The 17206-nt window shown below is 69.6% G+C and carries 15 protein-coding genes and 1 pseudogene; 3 read left to right on the top strand and 13 right to left on the bottom strand.

The window, feature by feature from the left end; translation table 11 throughout:
• Nucleotides 1-114 precede the first annotated feature (114 nt).
• The gene (gene ydiK / locus ACFPOE_RS22175; protein WP_376852518.1) at nucleotides 115-1173 is read left to right on the top strand and encodes an AI-2E family transporter YdiK; all 1059 of its coding nucleotides are present in this window, start codon (nucleotides 115-117) and stop codon (nucleotides 1171-1173) included.
• A 25-nt stretch (nucleotides 1174-1198) separates the two neighbouring features.
• Here the strand turns inward: ydiK and ACFPOE_RS22170 are convergent, their stop codons facing one another.
• Entirely contained in the window at nucleotides 1199-1405 is a 207-nt protein-coding gene (locus tag ACFPOE_RS22170; protein WP_376852517.1) for a CsbD family protein, read from the bottom strand.
• Nucleotides 1406-1683: 278 nt separating this feature from the next.
• Here ACFPOE_RS22170 and ACFPOE_RS22165 point away from each other — a divergent pair, with 278 nt between their 5' ends.
• Together ACFPOE_RS22165 and ACFPOE_RS22160 are read left to right on the top strand one after the other, a co-directional pair.
• Nucleotides 1684-2436 carry a Crp/Fnr family transcriptional regulator gene (locus ACFPOE_RS22165; protein ID WP_376852516.1) on the top strand — a complete coding sequence of 251 codons (753 nt, stop codon included), beginning with the start codon at nucleotides 1684-1686 and terminating at the stop codon, nucleotides 2434-2436.
• Nucleotides 2437-2438: 2 nt separating this feature from the next.
• A complete protein-coding gene (locus ACFPOE_RS22160; RefSeq protein ID WP_376852515.1) occupies nucleotides 2439-3134 on the top strand; it encodes a VIT1/CCC1 transporter family protein in 696 nt (231 codons plus the stop codon).
• Between the two features lie 18 nt (nucleotides 3135-3152).
• Here ACFPOE_RS22160 and ACFPOE_RS22155 read toward each other — a convergent pair whose 3' ends face one another.
• The 12 genes and pseudogenes from ACFPOE_RS22155 to ACFPOE_RS22100 all read right to left on the bottom strand — a co-directional run bounded on the left by ACFPOE_RS22155 (nucleotide 3153) and on the right by ACFPOE_RS22100 (nucleotide 17198).
• Nucleotides 3153-3824, bottom strand: a complete 672-nt coding sequence (locus ACFPOE_RS22155; protein WP_376852514.1) for an HAD family hydrolase — start codon at nucleotides 3822-3824, stop codon at nucleotides 3153-3155.
• Nucleotides 3821-4126, bottom strand: a pseudogene (locus tag ACFPOE_RS22150) (YchJ family protein); the annotation flags it as partial. The gene ACFPOE_RS22155 and the pseudogene ACFPOE_RS22150, both read right to left, overlap by 4 nt.
• A gap of 11 nt (nucleotides 4127-4137) precedes the next feature.
• Complete coding sequence (locus ACFPOE_RS22145; RefSeq protein WP_376852513.1) at nucleotides 4138-5265, bottom strand: acyl-CoA dehydrogenase family protein; 1128 nt, start codon at nucleotides 5263-5265, stop codon at nucleotides 4138-4140.
• Between the two features lie 6 nt (nucleotides 5266-5271).
• Nucleotides 5272-6453 (bottom strand): acetyl-CoA C-acyltransferase, encoded by a 1182-nt coding sequence (locus tag ACFPOE_RS22140; RefSeq protein WP_376852512.1) that lies wholly within the window; start codon nucleotides 6451-6453, stop codon nucleotides 5272-5274.
• Between the two features lie 97 nt (nucleotides 6454-6550).
• Entirely contained in the window at nucleotides 6551-7354 is an 804-nt protein-coding gene (locus tag ACFPOE_RS22135) for an alpha/beta hydrolase (protein ID WP_376852511.1), read from the bottom strand.
• A complete protein-coding gene (gene aceK / locus ACFPOE_RS22130; RefSeq protein ID WP_376852510.1) occupies nucleotides 7351-9177 on the bottom strand; it encodes a bifunctional isocitrate dehydrogenase kinase/phosphatase in 1827 nt (608 codons plus the stop codon). The genes ACFPOE_RS22135 and aceK overlap by 4 nt, the downstream gene beginning before the upstream one ends.
• 36 nt (nucleotides 9178-9213) lie before the next feature.
• A complete protein-coding gene (can, locus tag ACFPOE_RS22125; RefSeq protein ID WP_376852509.1) occupies nucleotides 9214-9873 on the bottom strand; it encodes a carbonate dehydratase in 660 nt (219 codons plus the stop codon).
• A 145-nt stretch (nucleotides 9874-10018) separates the two neighbouring features.
• Nucleotides 10019-11215 (bottom strand): isovaleryl-CoA dehydrogenase, encoded by a 1197-nt coding sequence (locus tag ACFPOE_RS22120; RefSeq protein ID WP_376852508.1) that lies wholly within the window; start codon nucleotides 11213-11215, stop codon nucleotides 10019-10021.
• 17 nt (nucleotides 11216-11232) lie between these two features.
• A complete protein-coding gene (locus ACFPOE_RS22115) occupies nucleotides 11233-11694 on the bottom strand; it encodes a PaaI family thioesterase (protein ID WP_376852507.1) in 462 nt (153 codons plus the stop codon).
• A gap of 48 nt (nucleotides 11695-11742) precedes the next feature.
• On the bottom strand, nucleotides 11743-12144 hold the full coding sequence (locus ACFPOE_RS22110; RefSeq protein WP_376852506.1) for a MerR family transcriptional regulator: 402 nt from the start codon (nucleotides 12142-12144) through the stop codon (nucleotides 11743-11745).
• An 82-nt stretch (nucleotides 12145-12226) separates the two neighbouring features.
• Nucleotides 12227-16168 carry a PAS domain S-box protein gene (locus tag ACFPOE_RS22105; RefSeq protein ID WP_376852505.1) on the bottom strand — a complete coding sequence of 1314 codons (3942 nt, stop codon included), beginning with the start codon at nucleotides 16166-16168 and terminating at the stop codon, nucleotides 12227-12229.
• Between the two features lie 127 nt (nucleotides 16169-16295).
• Complete coding sequence (locus ACFPOE_RS22100) at nucleotides 16296-17198, bottom strand: M48 family metallopeptidase (protein ID WP_376852504.1); 903 nt, start codon at nucleotides 17196-17198, stop codon at nucleotides 16296-16298.
• Nucleotides 17199-17206 lie beyond the last annotated feature (8 nt).

The raw sequence follows: 17206 nt of genomic DNA, 5'->3' as shown, positions 1-17206 counted from the left end.
TGCGCCTTCGCGCACGCCAGTTGATCTAGCGCAAGCGGCCCGCGGCCAGCCGCCACAAGGTCTGTGCGATAGCGCACTGAACGGGCCGCGCGATTCCAGCAAATTGTCGAAACTATGGCCGAACCTCGGGGCGACCTGACCCGCACGCTGCTGAGCGTCATCTTCCTGGGCGGCCTGGTCGTGGCATCGCTGACGATCCTGCGGCCCTTCATTGCCGCGGCGATCTGGGCAGCGATGATCGCCGTCGCGACCTGGCCGATGCTGCTCTGGTTCCAGGGCCGGCTGTGGAAGCGCCGCTGGCTTGCGATCGTGGCGATGGCCGGCGTGCTGATGCTGGTGTTCGCCGTGCCGCTGGCGCTCGCGATCGGCACCATCGTGCTGAACGCGCAGGAGATCGTTGCGTGGGTGAAATCCATGGCGGCCTTCACGATGCCGGCGCCGCCCGCCTGGATCTCGCATCTGCCCGTCATCGGGCCCAAGGTGGTCGCGGCATGGGAGCAGGTCGCAACGTCGGGCATCGAAGGCCTGCTCGCGCGGATCCTGCCTTACGGCGGACAACTGGCGCAATGGGGGGTGGCCGAGGCCGGCAATCTGGGCATCCTGCTGATGCAGTTCCTGCTGACGCTCGCCCTGACGATGTTGTTCTACGCCAGCGGTGAAGCCGCAGGGGCGCAGGTCCTGCGGTTCGGCCGCCGGCTGGCCGGCGAGCGCGGCGAGAACGCGGTGCTGCTCGCCGCCCAGGCAATCCGCAGCATCGCCCTCGGCGTCGTAGTGACCGCGGCGGTGCAGGCCGCCCTCAGCGGGATCGGACTCGGCATCTCCGGCATCCGCTTCGCCGGGCTGCTGACCGCCGTCGTGGCCTTCCTGTGCATCGCCCAGGTCGGCCCGTCGCCGGTGCTGATTCCCGCGGTGATCTGGCTCTATTGGAGCGGCGAGACCGGCTGGGGCACGTTCCTCCTCGTGTGGACGCTGGCCGTGGTGACGCTGGACAACGTGCTGCGCCCCTTGCTGATAAAGCGTGGCGCCGACCTGCCACTGCTGCTGGTGTTCGCCGGGGTCGTCGGAGGCCTGCTGGCGTTCGGGCTGGTGGGCGTCTTCGTCGGCCCGGTGGTGCTCGCCGTCGCCTACACCCTGCTGCGGGCCTGGATCGCCGACGACGCGCTGCGGCGGTAGCGCCGGCGTCCGGTGCAGTCGCCGCTTACTTGCGCGCGATGCCCTTCTTCACGTCGTTCACAGCGTCCGTGAGAACCTCCTTGACGTCGCCCAGAGTCTCCTGCAGCTTGCCTTCATCCTGCTTGACAATGCCCTTGACCTGCTGGTCGGTGCTCCCGGTGACCTGTCCGGCTTTTTCCTGCGCCTTGCCGACGACCTGCTTGATCTGACCCTTGACCTGATCCTTGTTCATGACGTTAACCTCGTGAATGATGAAAAGCACGCGTGGCCGCTGGCCACACCGATGGCCCGGAATCCGTGCAGACCCGGATTCGAAGATTAGGTCGTGGGCCAGGAACATCCATGCGCCTGATCAAGCTGCCGGCGCACGGACTTTGTTGGCGCAGCCGTGGAGCTGAGCGGGCCTGGATACAACTGAAAACAGGTCTGTGCGCTGCCGCACAATCCGCTTGACCGATGTCAAACCGAAATGAGAGGGCGCCTCCAATACTGACCACACTGGAGATGCCCATGCAAGCGCGCCAAATGCCCGATCAACCGCCCCTGGACAACGTGTTGCTGGCAGCGCTGCCATGGAACGAATACGAGCGCCTGCTGCCGGCGCTGCAGCCCTGCCTGCTCGAGCGCGGGCTCACCGTGCATGAGGCCGGCATGCGCGAAGGCCACCTGTATTTCATCACCTCGGGCATCGTCGGCAAGTCCCATGAGCTGGAGAACGGCGACTCGGCCACCTACGCGCTGACCGGCCGGGAAGGCGCCGTGGGCATCGGGCTGCTGCTCGGCGCCGAGGACGCACCCGGCCGCTTCACCGTGATCGCTTCCGGCTCGGCCTGGCGGCTGCGCGCCGACCATGCACGGCAGGAGTTCGAACGCAACGGGGCGTTGCGGCGTCTGCTGCTGCGCCACACCCACGCGCTGATGGCGCAGATCGCCCAGTCGGCCGTCTGCAACCAGCACCATTCGCTGGAGCAGCGCCTGTGCCGGCTGGTGTTGTCCTGCCTGGACCGGCTGCGCTCCAACGAGCTGGTGCTGACCCACCAGCTTGCTGCGGACATGCTGGGCGTGCGGCGCGAGACGGTGACCGTGGCCGCCGGCCGGCTGGAAGCGCTGGGCCTGATCCTGTGGGGCCGCGGCCACATCGAAATGCTGGACCGCGCCGCCATGCAGGCCCATGCCTGCGAGTGCTACGCGGCCGTCAGCCGCGAATACCTGCGCTCGAGGCCGGCGGCACTGGTGCCGGCCGGCGAAACCTGCGGGAGCTGAGCATGGCTCCACGCCACATCGAACTGCATCGCACGGACCGCATCGGCTGGCTGCGCGCCGCGGTGCTGGGCGCCAACGACGGCATCGTCTCGACGGCCAGCCTGGTGCTCGGGGTCGCCGCGGCCCATGCAACGCACAGCGCGGTGATGGTGGCCGGCATCGCCGGGCTGGTGGCCGGCGCCATGTCGATGGCGGCCGGCGAGTATGTCTCGGTCCGCTCGCAGGCGGACTCCGAGCAGGCCGCGCTGGAGATGGAACGCAAGGAACTGGCGGCCGACGACGCCGCCGAGCACCGCGAACTGGAAGGGATCTACGTCGGCCGCGGCCTCGATCCCGCACTGGCCAAGGAAGTGGCCAGGCAGCTGATGGTCCACGACAAGCTGGGCGCCCATGCCCGCGACGAACTGGGCATCTCCGACACGCTGGCCGCGCGGCCGATCCAGGCCGCGCTCACCTCCGCCGCCAGCTTCGCGGTCGGCGCCGCCCTGCCCTTGCTGGCGGCCGCGGCCGCGCCGGGCGCGCTGATCCCGGTGGTGGCCGGCAGCTCGCTGGTGTTCCTGGCGCTGCTGGGCGCCACTGCGGCCAGGGTGGGCGGCGCGAAGGTGTGGACCGGCGCGCTGCGGGTCCTGTTCTGGGGCGCGCTGGCGATGGCGATCACCGCCGGCGTCGGCGCCCTGTTCGGCACCGTGGCGGCCTGATGCCGCTCAAGCCCACGCTCAGGCGAGCAGACCGGGAAGGTGTGCCATGTCGGTGAAGACCGCCGCCGCGCCGGCATCGCGCAGCGCCTGCGGCGCGTCGTGGCCGGCCTCGGGCGGGCTGTAGCCGAACACGGTGGCGCCGGCAGCCACACCCGCGGCCACGCCGGTGATCGTGTCCTCCACCACCGCGCAGCGCGGCGGCGCCACGCCCACGGCGCCCGCCGCGGCCAGGTACACATCCGGAAAGGGCTTGGAGCGCGGCAGGTCGTGGCCGCTGAAGACCCGGCCTTCGAAGTAGGGCATCAGCCCCACCTTGCGCAATTGCAGCTTCACCTTGAACAGGTCGGCGCCGGAAGCGCAGGCGATCCGGCCGCCGAAGTGCGTGTGCAGCGCATGCACCGCGCCATGCACGTTGCGGATCGCGACCAGCCCGCGCTCCAGGCCGACGTTGCGGCGCTCGCGAAAGCTCGCCAGCCACTGGGCGGTGAGCGGCCGGCCGGTGCGCGCCTCGATGATCGCCGCCTCGTCCTTGACCGCCTTGCCGACGAACAGCCGCATGCATTCCTCGCTCGTCATGGCCCAGCCCAGTTCTTCCAGCATGTCGCGCAGCACGCCGCTGGTGATCGGCTCGCTGTCCACCAGCACGCCGTCGCAGTCGAACAGCACGGCGTCGAATCGGCTCGCGGTCAAAGCAGGTCTCCATCGAGGTAGAACCAGCGGCCATTTTCCTGCACGAAGCGGCTGCGCTCGTGGATGCGCGTCGCCCTGCCGCTGCGGTCGCGGCAGCGGGCGACGAATTCCACCTCGGCGTGGGTGGCGTCGAGCTGCCTGCGGCTGCGCACGTCCAGGCCAAGCCACTTCGCACCCGGGTCCAGTTCCAGCTGCTGCGGGCGGGTCGAGGGGTGCCAGGTGGCCAGCAGGTGCTCGCGGTCGCCGCGCACGTAGGCGTCGTAGCGCGAGCGCATCAGCGCTTCCGCCTGCGCCGCCGGAGTGTCGGGCGCGGTCACAGCGCCCGCTGGATGATGATCTTCTGCACGTCGGAGGTGCCCTCGTAGATCTGGCAGACCCGCACGTCGCGGTAGATGCGCTCGACCGGGAAGTCGCTGACGTAGCCGTAGCCGCCCAGCGTCTGGATGGCGGCGCTGCAGACCTGCTCGGCGGCCTCGCTGGCAAACAGCTTGGCCATCGCCGCCTCCTTCAGGCAGGGCCGGCCGGCGTCGCGCAGGCTGGCCGCGTGCCAGACCAGTTGCCGCGCCGCTTCCAGCCTGGTCGCGCAGTCGGCCAGGCGAAAGCCCACGGCCTGGTGGTTGATGATGGCGGTGCCGAAGCTCTCGCGCTGCTTGGCGTAGTTGATGGCCACTTCCAGCGCGCTGCGCGCCATGCCGATGCTCTGCGCCGCGATGCCGATGCGCCCGCCCTCCAGCGAGGACAGGGCGATGCGGTAGCCCTCGCCTTCCTGGCCGATCAGGTTCTCGGCCGGGATGCGGCAGTTGTCGAAGTTGATCTGCGCGGTGTCGCTGGAGCGCTGGCCCAGCTTCTCCTCCAGCCGCGCCACCACGTAGCCCGGGCTGTCGGTGGGCACCAGGAAGGCGCTCATGCCCTTCTTGCCGGCGCCCTTGTCGGTGACGGCGATCACCACGGCCAGCTGGCCGTGCTTGCCGCTGGTGATGAACTGCTTGACGCCGTTGATCACGTAGCCGTCGCCGGTCTTCGTCGCGGTGGCCCTGAGCGCCGATGCATCGCTGCCGACGTGCGGTTCGGTCAGGCAGAACACGCCCAGCAGCTCGCCCCGCGCCAGCCGCGTCAGCCACTGCTTCTTCTGCGCCGCATTGCCGTAGCGCATCAGGATGGCGTTGACCGGGCAGTTGGTGACGCTGATGGCGGTGCTGGTGCCGCCGTCGCCGGCGGCGATCTCCTCCAGCACCAGCGCCAGGCTCAGATAGCCCAGGTCGGCGCCGCCGAATTCCTCCGGCACGCAGATGCCGTACGCGCCCAGCGCCGCCAGCCCCTGGTGCGCCTCGCGCGGGAAATGGTGCTCGCGGTCCCAGCGCGGCGCGTTCGGCCAGAGCTGTTCGCGCGCGAAGCTGCGCACCGCGTCGCGGATCGCTTCCTGGTCGTCGGTAAGGAGCATCCCGTGTTACATCAGTTCCAGCGCCACCGCCGTCGCCTCGCCGCCGCCGATGCACAGCGTGGCGATGCCGCGCTTGCCGCCGCGGCTGCGCAGCGCATTCATCAGCGTGACCATGATGCGGGCGCCGGACGCGCCGATCGGGTGGCCGAGCGCGCAGGCGCCGCCGTTGACGTTGACGATGTCGTGCGAGAGTTTCAGTTCCGCCATCAGCGCCATCGGCACCACGGCGAAGGCCTCGTTGACTTCCCACAGGTCGACGTCGCCGGTCTTCCAGCCGGCCTTGGCCAGCAGCTTCTGGGTGGCGCCGACCGGCGCGGTGGTGAACCAGTTCGGCTCCTGCGCGTGCATGGCGTGGGCGACGATGCGCGCCAGCGGCTTGCAGCCCAGGCGCTTGGCGGTGCTCTCGGTCATCATCACCAGCGCGGCGGCGCCGTCGTTGATGCTGGAGCTGGAGGCGGCGGTGATGGTGCCGTCCTTCTTGAAGGCCGGCTTGAGCGTGGCGATCTTGTCCAGCTTGACCTTGCCGGGGCCTTCGTCGATGGCAATCACCCGCTCGCCGGCCCGGTCCTTCACCGTCACCGGCGTGATCTCGGCGGCGAAGGCGCCCGACTCGGTGGCCGCCTTGGCGCGCTTCACGCTGGCGGTGGCGAAGGCATCCTGCGCCTCGCGGGTGAAGTTGTACTTGGCGGCGCACTCCTCGCCGAAGGTGCCCATCGAGCGCCCCGCTTCGTAGGCGTCTTCCAGGCCGTCCAGCATCATGTGGTCGAAGATCTTGTCGTGGCCCATGCGGTAGCCGCCGCGGCCCTTGAGCAGCAGGTAGGGCGCGTTGGTCATGCTCTCCATGCCGCCGGCCACCATCACCTCGTGGGTGCCGGCCAACAGCATGTCGTTGGCGAACATCGCCGCCTTCATGCCCGAGCCGCACATCTTGGACAGCGTGACCGCACCGGCGCTCTTGGGCAGCCCGCCCTTGAACGCAGCCTGGCGCGCCGGGGCCTGGCCCTGGCCCGCCATCAGGCAGTTGCCGAACAGCACTTCGCCGACCGCGTCGGCCGGGATGCCGGCGCGTTCGACCGCGGCGCGGATTGCCGCGCCGCCGAGGTCGTGCGCGGCCAGCGACGAGAAGTCGCCCTGGAAGCCGCCCATGGGGGTGCGGGCGGCGCCGACGATGACGATGGATTCAGCCATGGTGTTTCTCCTTGAAATGAAAGGGTCGGTGGGTAAGGATGGAGCAGATCATGGGCACATGCCCGTGGTCCGCTCGCTGGTGGGGTTTTTCATTCTGCTACCTCGGATGGGCCGCGACGAACGCGGCGATGTCGGCCACCACCTGGTCCTCGATGCCGTTGTAGCCGTGGAAGGCGAAGGCGTCGCAGGCCGCACCGGACGCGTGCCCGCCCTGGTAGGTGATCAGCCGGCTGGTGGCGGGCGGCAGCTTCGCCATCAGGGCCGGCAGCAGCGACGGCGGCGTCACCGGGCATTGGTCCTCGCCGTGGTGCAGCACCAGCACCGGCACGCGCAGTTTCTCCAGCGCCATCTCCTGCACCGGTCGTGCCGCCGGCATGCGGCCCTCGGCCAGGATGGTCGAGCTGAGCACCAGGCCGTCGGGCGCCGAAGCGCCGGTGAGCACGGTGGCCGCGTACGCCGCCGACTGGGTGCCGCGGCTCGTTCCCACCAGCCAGACCGGCAGGCCCCACCGGGCGCGGGCCCAGGCAATCGCCGCGCCGATGTCGGCAGCGTGCTCGTCGCTTTCACGGAACTCCCCGCTCAGGTAGGGCGGCCGGTCATGGTCGCTGGGCACGTCCAGCAGCAGCACCGCCGCACCGCGCTGCACGAACAGCGCGCGCGAGCGGACCAGGAAATTGCCTTCGCTGCGCAGGCCGCCGTTGTCGTAGATGCCGATATGGCCGTTGCCGCCCGCCATCAGCACCAGCACCGCCGAGGGCTTGCCAGGCTCCACCACCAGCATGCGTTCCTTGACGCCCGGACGGGTCCGCAGGTCCACCACCACCTGCGCGGCCTGCCCGAAGCAGGCGCCCGCGGCCAGCAGGCTGGCGAGCGCGGCAAGCCACGGCAGGCGCCTGCTCATGCCGCCACCCTGGCCTTGCGGAAGCGCTTCTCGCGCTCGTACGGGAACACGTCGTGCACGTGGCCGGCCAGGATGCGCTCCTTGTGCCCCTGCCAGAACTCGGCACTGAGCAGGTCGCCATGGTGCTCCATGAACACCTTGCGGACCACCGGATGGCCCAGCAGGAACGGCGCGAAGGTCTCGGGGAACACGTCGTGCGGGCCGACCGAGTACCAGGGCTCGCCCGACATCTCGTCCTCCTCGTTGCGCGCCTGCGGCACCTTGCGGAAGTTGCAGTCGGTCAGGTATTCGATCTCGTCGTAGTCGTAGAACACCACCTTGCCGTTGCGGGTGACGCCGAAGTTCTTGAACAGCATGTCGCCCGGGAAGATGTTGGCCGCCACCAGGTCCTTGATCGCGTTGCCGTACTCGATCACGGCCCGCTCCACCTGGCCGCGCGCGTGCGCCGCCGCCACGCCTTCGCCCTCGAGGCCGGCGTCGAAGGCCTCCTGCAGGTAGATGTTCAGCGGGATCATCCGGCGCTCGATGTACAGGTGCTTGACGATCACCTCCTCGCGGCCGTCGCCGTCGCGGTCCGAGATCTCCAGCTGGCTGGGCGCGAACTTGCGGATCTCCTCGATCAGCTCGTCCTCGAAGCGGTCGCGCGCGAACGCCACTTCGCTGTACTCCAGGGTGTCCGCCATGCGGCCGACCCGGTCGTGCTGCTTGACCAGCAGGTACTTGCCCTTGATCTTCTCGCGCGTGGTGTCCTTGGGCGGCGGATAGAAGTCCTTGATCACCTTGAACACGTAGGGGAAGGACGGCAGGTCGAACACCAGCATCACCATGCCCTTGATGCCCGGGGCGATGCGGAACTTGTCGCTCGAATGGCGCAGGTGGTAGAGGAAGTCGCGGTAGAACAGCGTCTTGCCCTGCTTGGCCAGTCCGAGCGCGTTGTACAGCTCGTTGCGCGGCTTGCGCGGCATGAGCGAGCGCAGGAACTGCACGTAGGCGCTGGGCACGCCCATGTCCACCATGAAGTAGGCCCGGGCGAAGCTGAACAGGGCCTGCAGGTCGTCCTCGCCGAACAGGCAGGCGTCGATGACCAGCTTGCCGCCCTTGCCGTGCAGGATCGGCAGCGCAAACGGCACCTCGTTGAAGCCGTTGATGATCTTGCCGACGACGTAGGCGCCCTTGTTGCGGAAGAACAGGCTGGACAGCACCTGGATCTGGAAGTTGGCGCGCAGCTTCACCTGCGCCAGGCGGGCGCTCATCGCCTCCAGCACCAGGGCGGCGTCGCGCTCCAGGTCGTCGAACGGGCCCTGCAGCTGGAAGTTGTCGATCATCCTCACGATCGACTCGCGCAGCGTCTCGTGCGTCGGGTAGTAGGCGCGGTAGGTGGGCGTGGCGGCCGGCTCGTCGTTCTCGATGTACTCGGTGGAAACGGCCGGCCGCACGAAGATGAAGTCGTTGTGGAAATGGGTGCGGTGCAGGATCTTGGTGGTGACCGAGTTGAAGAAGGTCTCGGCCAGTTCCGGCTGGTGGTGGTCCACCAGCAGCCCGATGTAGTGCAGCTTGACCTGCTGCCAGACGTCCATCGCCTGCTCGCCGGCCTTGAACTCCTTCTCCAGCCGCGCCGTCGCTTCCTTGACCCGCAGGTCGTAGAACTCGATGCGCTCGCGCTGGGCCCGCTGCTGGCCGTGCCAGTCGGCCGTCTCGAAGCGGTGCTTGGCGCGGGCCGACTCCGTGCGGAACAGGCGGTAATGCCGGTTGAAGCCGTCCATCATCGCCTTGGCGATGTCGTACGCCAGCGGCGAGTCCAGGCGCTGCGGGAAGGTCGCCACGCTAGCCCCCTGCGACCCCGGCGCCGGCGCGCTTGCTCATTTGCGCGCCGCCCACACGCTGTCCACCGCGTCGCGGTACAGGTGCTCCATCGCGTCCGGGCTGGCCACCGTCATCTTCAGGTCCTGCAGCAGGCCGTCGTGCACGCCGAAGGCCCAGCCGTGGATGCTGACCTTCTGGCCGGCGGCCCAGGCATCGACCATCACGGTGCTGACGCAGACGTTGACCACCTGCTCGATCACGTTCAGGTCCACCAGCGCGTCGGCGCGGCGGTTCTCGGGCAGGCTTTCCAGCAGCGAGCGATGGCGGTCGCGCACGTCCTGGATGTGGCGGATCCAGTTGTCGGCCAGCCCGATGCGGGTGCCGTGCAGCGCGGCCAGCACGCCGCCGCAGCCGTAGTGGCCGACGATCATGATGTGCTCCACCCGCAGCATCTCCACCGCGAACTGGATCGCCGACAGCGCGTTCAGGTCCGAGTGCACCACGATGTTGGCGACGTTGCGGTGCACGAACACCTCGCCCGGGTCCAGCCCGGTGATCTGGTTGGCCGGCACCCGGCTGTCGGAGCAGCCGATCCACATGAACTTGGGCGTCTGCTGCTTGACCAGGCTGGTGAAGAAGCCCGGCCGCTCGCGCTCCATCTGGGCCGCCCAGACGCGGTTGTGGTCGAACAGGTCGGAGATGTTGGCTGTGGTCATGGGATGGATTTTCCTACTGCTGTCATTCCGGCGCGCTGGCCTGTCATGCCGGACTTGATCCGGCATCCATAGGGTGGCGTGCCGAGGTCTGGATCCCGGGTCGAGCCCGGGATGACGGGCTGTCGCGCTGCGCGCTGCACGTCCGTCACATCGTCTCCGCGAACAGCTCCCGCCCGATCAGCATCCGGCGGATCTCGCTGGTGCCGGCGCCGATCTCGTACAGCTTGGCGTCGCGCCACAGCCGGCCCAGCGGATAGTCGTTGATGTAGCCGTTGCCGCCGAAGATCTGCACGCCCTCGCCGGCCATCCAGGTGGCCTTCTCGGCGCACCACAGGATCACCGAGGCGCAGTCCTTGCGCACCTGCCGCACGTGCTCGCTGCCCAGCAGGTCCAGGTTCTTGCCGACCGTGTAGCAGAAGGCGCGGCCGGCCTGCAGCACGGTATACATGTCGGCCACCTTGCCCTGGATCAGCTGGAACTCGCCGATGCTCTGGCCGAACTGCTTGCGGTCGTGGATGTAGGGCACGACGTTGTCCATCACCGACTGCATGATGCCGATCGGGCCGGCCGCCAGCACGGCACGCTCGTAGTCCAGGCCGCTCATGAGGACCCGGGCGCCGCCGTTCAGGCTGCCCAGCACGTTGGCGGCGGGCACCTCGACGTTCTGGAACACCAGCTCGCCGGTGTGCGAGCCGCGCATGCCCAGCTTGTCGAGCTTCTGCGCCACCGAGAAGCCCTTCATGCCCTTCTCCACCAGGAAGGCGGTGACGCCGCGCGCGCCCAGCTCCGGCTCGGTCTTGGCGTAGACCACCAGCGTGTCGGCGTCGGGGCCGTTGGTGATCCAGAACTTGCTGCCATTGAGCAGGTAAAAACCGCCCCCCGAGGAACTCGGCTCCTTCCACTCGGCCTTGAGCTTCATCGAGATCACGTCGCTGCCGGCGCCCGGCTCGCTCATGGCGAGCGCGCCCACATGCTCGCCGGAGATCAGCCTGGGCAGGTACTTCCTGCGCTGCTCCTCGCTGCCGTTGCGCTTGATCTGGTTGACGCACAGGTTGCTGTGCGCGCCGTACGACAGGCCGACCGAGGCCGAGGCGCGGGAGATCTCCTCCATCGCGATCATGTGGGCCAGGTAGCCCATGCCGGCGCCGCCGTATTCCTCGGGCACGGTGATGCCCAGCACGCCGAGCGCGCCCATCTTTTGCCACAGGTCCATCGGGAACTGGTCGTCGGCATCGAGCTGCGCCGCGCGCGGCGCGATCTCCGCCTGCGCGAATTGGTACACCGCATCGCGCAGCGCATCGATGTCCTCGCCGAGCTGGAAGTTCAGGCCTGGAAGATTCATTCTCGTCCCCTTGGATGTCAGTGCCGGATGCCGTCCCGGCCGTACACCGCCATCAGCGTGCAGCCGATGGTGGCGACCAGTTTCTCCTCGCTGCCGTCGATGGCGTAGGCGCGCCCTTCGGTGACCGTGATGGTGCGGCCGGGCTTGACCACCAGCCCTTCCATCCGGAAGCGCCGGCCCTTGGCCGGCGCCAGCATGTTGATCTTGTACTCGATGGTCAGCACCGCCGCGTCGACCGGCATCAGGCTGAAGGCGGCATAGCCGCAGGCCGAATCCAGCGCCATGCCGACCACCCCGCCGTGCAGGAATCCGTGCTGCTGGGTCAGCCCGGGCGCGAACGGCAGCTCGATCACCACCCGCCCGGGCGCCACCTGCGCCAGGCTGGCGCCGATGGTTTCCATGGCCGGCTGGCGGGCAAAGCTGGCGGCCACGCGGGCGGCGTACTGGGGGTCCTGCGGGACGAAATCGGCGGTGGCCATGGGTGACTCCGGGTCGGCGCGGTGGATTGACGTTTACGTCAACGTCAATTATGCCTGCCGCGCCTTGTCGGTCTTGGCCAGCAGGGCCCGGGCCTCGCGCTCGTGCGCTTTCACCTCCTCCAGGTTGGCCTGCAGGTCGGCCATCTGCTCCTCCAGCTGCTTGCGGTGCTGGGCCAGGATGGCCAGGAATTTCTTCAGCTGCGGGCCGGTGTCGCGCGGGCTGTCGTACATGTCGATCAGCTCGCGCGCCTCGCTCAGCGACAGCCCCAGCCGCTTGGCGCGCAGCGTCAGCTTCAGCCGGGTGCGGTCGCGCGCGCTGTAGATGCGGCTGCGCCCGCCGGGGCCGCGTTCCGGCCGCAGCAGGCCCATGTCCTCGTAGAAGCGCATCGCGCGGGTGGTGAGGTCGAATTCCTTCGCCAGGTCGCTGATGGTGTAGGTGGTGGTGGCCATTGGGAGCAGTGTGGGACGCCCGCCGATTACATCCGCAGTTGACGTTGACGTCAACGTCAACACACCAACGTCAACACACCCGCTACGCCGGCCGCCCCGCCTCGCCCGCCAGCCAGGCCGGCGGCGGCAGCTCGGACAGCACGAAGTAGAAGGTGGTGCCATGCCCCACCTGCGATTCGCCCCAGACCCGGCCCTGGTGCCGGGTGACGATGCGCCGCACGGTCGCCAGCCCGATGCCGGTGCCGGGGAACTCGGCTTCGGTGTGCAGCCGCTGGAAGGCGCCGAACAGCTTGTCGACATAAGCCATGTCGAAGCCGACGCCGTTGTCCCGTACGAAGAACACCCGGCTGTCCGGCAGCCGGCCGACCTCGATCGCCGCGCCCTCGCGCTGCGAGGTGAACTTCCAGGCGTTGCCCAGCAGGTTCTCCATCGCGATGCGCAGCAGCCGCACGTCGCCCAGGGCCAGCAGGTCCTCGTGGATCGTCACCCGCACCTCGCGCCCGGGATGGGCCTCGCGCAGGCCCTCGATGGTCTCGCGCGCCAGCGCGCCCAGGTCCACCTCGCCGTAGCGCAGCGGCGCCCGCACCACCTTGGCCAGCGCCAGCAGCGATTCGATCAGCTGCTCCATGCGCTCGACGCCGGCCTGGATCCGGGCCAGGAAGTGATGGGCCCGCTCGTCGTCGAGCGACTCCAGCCGGTGCTGCAGCGCGCGGCTGAAGCCGCCGATCGCGCCCAGCGGCGCGCGCAGGTCGTGCGACACCGAATAGGAGAACGCCTCCAGCTCCTGGTTGGAGCCGCGCAGCGCCCGCTCGATGGCTTTCAATTCGGTGATGTCGGTGTCGATGCCGACCCAGAAGGCGACCTGGCCCTGGTCGTCGAACACCGGCGAGCCCCGGTACGACATCGTGTGGTAGCTGCCGTCGCGCGCGCGCAGGCGCCGCACGCCGGAGATCGGTGCCAGCCGGTCCATCGCGTCGCGCCAGTGGGCCGCCACCTCGTCGCGGTCGTCCGGGTGCACCGCTTCCAGGCCGCTGCGGCCCAGCCAGTCGTCGGCCGCGCCGCCGACCAGTTCGTACCAGGCGCGGTTCAGAAAGGTCAGGCGCGCGCCGCTGGCATCGGTGTTCCACACCACCTCGGGCGCCTGCTCGGCCAGCGTGCGGTACAGCCGCTCCTGCTGCGCCAGTTCGGCGGTGCGCTCGGCGATCCGCGCCTCCAGGCCGGCGTTGAAGTCCAGCACCTGCTGCAGCAGCCGGGCGTTCTCGATCGCGATCGAGGCCAGCTGCGACATTTCCAGCGCCACGTATTCGTCGCGCTCGCTGAAGTCGCCTTCGTCCTTGTCCGACAGCAGCAGCAGGCCGATGGTGCCGCCGTTGCGGTCCACCAATGGCACCGCCAGCAGGCCGCGCAGCGGCGGCCGGTCCTTGCCGCCGGCTTCGCGCCAGCGCGGGTGTTCGCGCATCTCGACCCGCGTCAGCCGCAGGGGGCGGCCGCTCTCGCTGGCCAGCACGTAGAGGCCCGAGCCGTCCGGCAGCGGCGCGGCGCCGCCGAACTGCGCATAGCGCTCCGACATCGAGGTGGCCGTCACCAGCCGGTCCCAGCCATGGCCGCTCGTCAGGCTGATCGCCGCCTGGTGGGCGCCGATCACGTGGCGCGACTGGTCGGCCACCGCCTGCAGCGTTTCCTCCAGCGACTTGCGGCTGGTGATCTCCCGCGCCGCGTCGGCCGAGCGCTGCAGCATGCGCGTGAAGTCCTGCAGCTCCCGCTCGCTCGCCAGCAGCGCCCGCTGCGCCTCCTTGCGGGCGGTGATGTCGCGCTCCACCGCGATCCAGTGGGTGTGCTTGCCGTTCTCGTCGGCCAGCGGAACGAGGTCCACCTCCAGCCACAGCTCGCGGCCGTCGCGCGTGTAGTTGATCAGTTCCTCGCGCACCGGCTGCCAGGCCGCCACCGCGGCCTCGATCCGCTCCAGCGCGCCGCGGTCGGTCTTGGGCCCGTGCAGCATGTGGGCGTTGTTGCCGATCGCCTCCTGCGCGGAAAAGCCGGTGAGGCGCTCGAACGCCTCGTTGACGAACACGATGCGCTGGCGCGGCCCGGCCTCGGTGATCAGCACGATGTCGTTGAGCCGCGCCACTGCCTTGCGCAGCAGCACCAGGTCGGCCTCGGCCTGCTTGCGCGCCGTGATGTCCTGCACCACGCCGCCGTACCAGACCGGCCGGCCGTCGCCGCCGCGCCGCATCTCCGCGATGTCGTGCATCCAGGCGATCTGGCCGTCGGGCCGGATGATGCGGTACTCCATGTTCATCGGCCGGCCGCGGGTGATCGCCGCCTCCCGGGCGGCCGCATGGCGGGCCCGGTCCTCGGGATGGATGCGGTCCATGAAGTCGTGCAGCGTGCCGGCGAAGCCGCCGGACGGCACGCCGAACAGCCGGTACACCTCCTCGGACCACCAGAGCCGGCCGGTCACCAGGTCGGTGTCCCAGTTGCCGATCTTGCCGACCCGTTGCGCCTCGATCAGCTTGAGCTGGGTGTCGCGCAGCTGGCGGAACTGCAGCGCCTGTTCCTCCTGCAGCCGCTGCAGCGCGGTGACGTCGGTGAACACCACCAGCCCGCCGCTGATGCCGCCTTCCCCGCGCACCGGCTGGTAGCTGCACTGCAGCAGGCGCCCGGTCGGCACCTGCGCATTGCGCACCAGCATCTGCAGGTGGCGGCCGGTCTCGCCGCGCAGCGCGCGCGCCGTTGGCAGTTCATCGGGCAGGAAATGGGTGCTGCCGTCGGGTTGGTACAGGCCGTACAGCTGCGGCCATTGCTGCAGCAGCACCGGCGGCCCCTGCAGCGGGAACAGGCGGGCCGCGGCCTTGTTGAACATCAGGAACTGGCCGGCCGCATTCACCGCCACCAGCGCGTCCTGCATGCTGTTGAGGACCAGGTCCAGCACGGCGTAGGCGCTGCGGCTGCGCACCAGTTCGGCGTCGCGGTCCTGCTGGCGCATCTGCAGCGATTCGGCCATCAGGTTGAAGGCGCCGGCGATGCGCGCGAACTCCCCGCGCTCCAGCCGGTCGCGCATCGGGATCCGGGCGTCCAGCGCGCCGCCCTGCAGCCGCTGCACGGCGCCGACGATCTGCTCGGCCGGCCGCACGATCACCCGGCCGCCGATCCACCACGCGCCGGAGATTCCGAGCATCAGCGTCAGCGCCAGCACCAGCAGCTCGTGGCGCAGGGCATCGACCATGCCGCTCGCGATCCGCGCCTTGTCGATGCTCACCAGCGCCACGAAGCCTTCGCCGCCTGGCTGCATGCCCGGCGAATAGGCATAGAGGCGCGCGCTGCCCTTGCTGTCCATGCGCTCGCCGGCGCCGCCCTTCGTCGCGCCGACCGCTTCCAGCAGCTCGGCGCCGGCCAGCTGGCGAGGCACGGTCTGGCCGGGCTGCGGCGGATACTCCATCAGCAGCCGGCCGTGCCGGTCGCTCACCATCACGCGCGCGCCGTCCGGCAGCTGCAGCGTGGCCAGCGCCGCGGCCGTCTGCTCCAGGGACAGCGTGGCGAATACGACAGCGGTGACCTTGCCGCCGGAGATCACCGGCGCCGCGAACGGGATCAGGTGGGTGCCGGACTTGCCGGCGGCGACGACCTCGCCCATCACGAAGCGCCGCTGCGCCACCGCCTGCCTGAAGTAGTCGCGCCCGGCGGCGTTGGTGCCTTTGTCGCCGGCACCGTCGGCGTCCCCGCCGGCATGGCAGAGCAAGCTGCCGTCCAGCGCCAGCATGCCGATGTCGGAATAGGCCGGGAAGCGCCCGCGCAATCCCTCGAACTCGCGCTGGCAGGCGGCGGCCGACTCGGTGGGTAGGTCCGGGATGCTGGCGATGGCGCCCAGCAGCTGTTGCGCCGCTTCCACGTAGCGATCCTGGTTGGCCGCCACCAGGGACGCGGCGAAGCGCAGCTGCGACTGCGCCAGCTCGGTGGCCGAGCGGTTCTCGCGCAGCGCCAGCCAGGATGACAGGGCGAACAGCGGAAGGATGGCTGCCACCATCAGGATCACCAAGCGCTCGCGCAAACTCAACCGACCCTGCATCGTCCATCCTGGTTAGGTGCCGGCTGACTGGCTCGGCGCAGCGCGCAGTGTACGGCCCGGGGCAATAAGGGCCCGGGCGGCAGCGTCACCAGGCCGGCAGGGCCTCGTCCTTGAGCTGGCCGCGCAGCTGCGCGTAGTCGGGCACCACGGTGCGCACCGTGTCCCAGAAGCGCGGACTGTGGTCCATCACGCGCAGGTGGCTCAGTTCATGCGCGACCACGTAGTCGATCACGGGCAGGCGGAAGTGGATCAGCCGCCAGTTCAGGCGGATGGTGCCGTCCGAATGCGCCGTGCCCCAGCGGGTGCCGGCGCTGCTCAGCGCCAGCTTGGTCCAGCGCACGCCCAGCTGCGGCGCATAGTGGTTCAGGCGTTCCTCGAACAGGCGCTTGGCCTGGCGCATCAGCCAGGCCTGCACCGCGTCGCGGATCTGGTCGGCCGTGGCCGTGTGCGGCAAGCCGACGTGCAGCGTCAGGCGGGGCACGCCGGGCAGCGCGGTGGCATCGGTGTTGAGCACCGCGCCGACTTCCTCGAAGGCGTGGCGCGGGTCCAGCACCAGCACCACCGTCTCGCCGATGAAGGGGAAGCTGGCGCCGTCCTTCCAGTCGATGCGGGCCGATTCGATGCGCTGGCGCCGCTCGCTGGCATCGGCCAGCTTGCGCAGGATCCAGGCCTGCTTGCTCTTGACCGCGGCGTCGATCTCGTACAGCGGCACCCACTTGGGAGCGGTGATGGTCAGGCCCTCGGAGCCGACCAGGAAGCCGATGTTGCGGCGGCGGGCCCGCTTGAACTGGTAGGCCACCAGCGTCGCGCCCAGCAGCGCCTCGCGGCTGGCGTCCGGGTGGCGGAAGGTGGCGGCCGCCATCACCTGGTCGAAGGGCACCGCGGGCGGTGCATCCAAGGCGGCTGGCGCGGGGACCGGTGCGGGAGCGGGGGCGGCGGGAGCGGCTGTTTCGAACAGGTCGAGAGTGAGCTGGAGCAGCCGGTGCATGGACGGCA

It is taken from the genome of Caenimonas terrae, from assembly GCF_042655405.1.
Classification (GTDB): domain Bacteria; phylum Pseudomonadota; class Gammaproteobacteria; order Burkholderiales; family Burkholderiaceae_C; genus Ramlibacter; species Ramlibacter terrae_A.
Note: the sequence above shows the minus strand (reverse complement) of the source record. Positions and strands in the feature narration are given on the sequence as shown.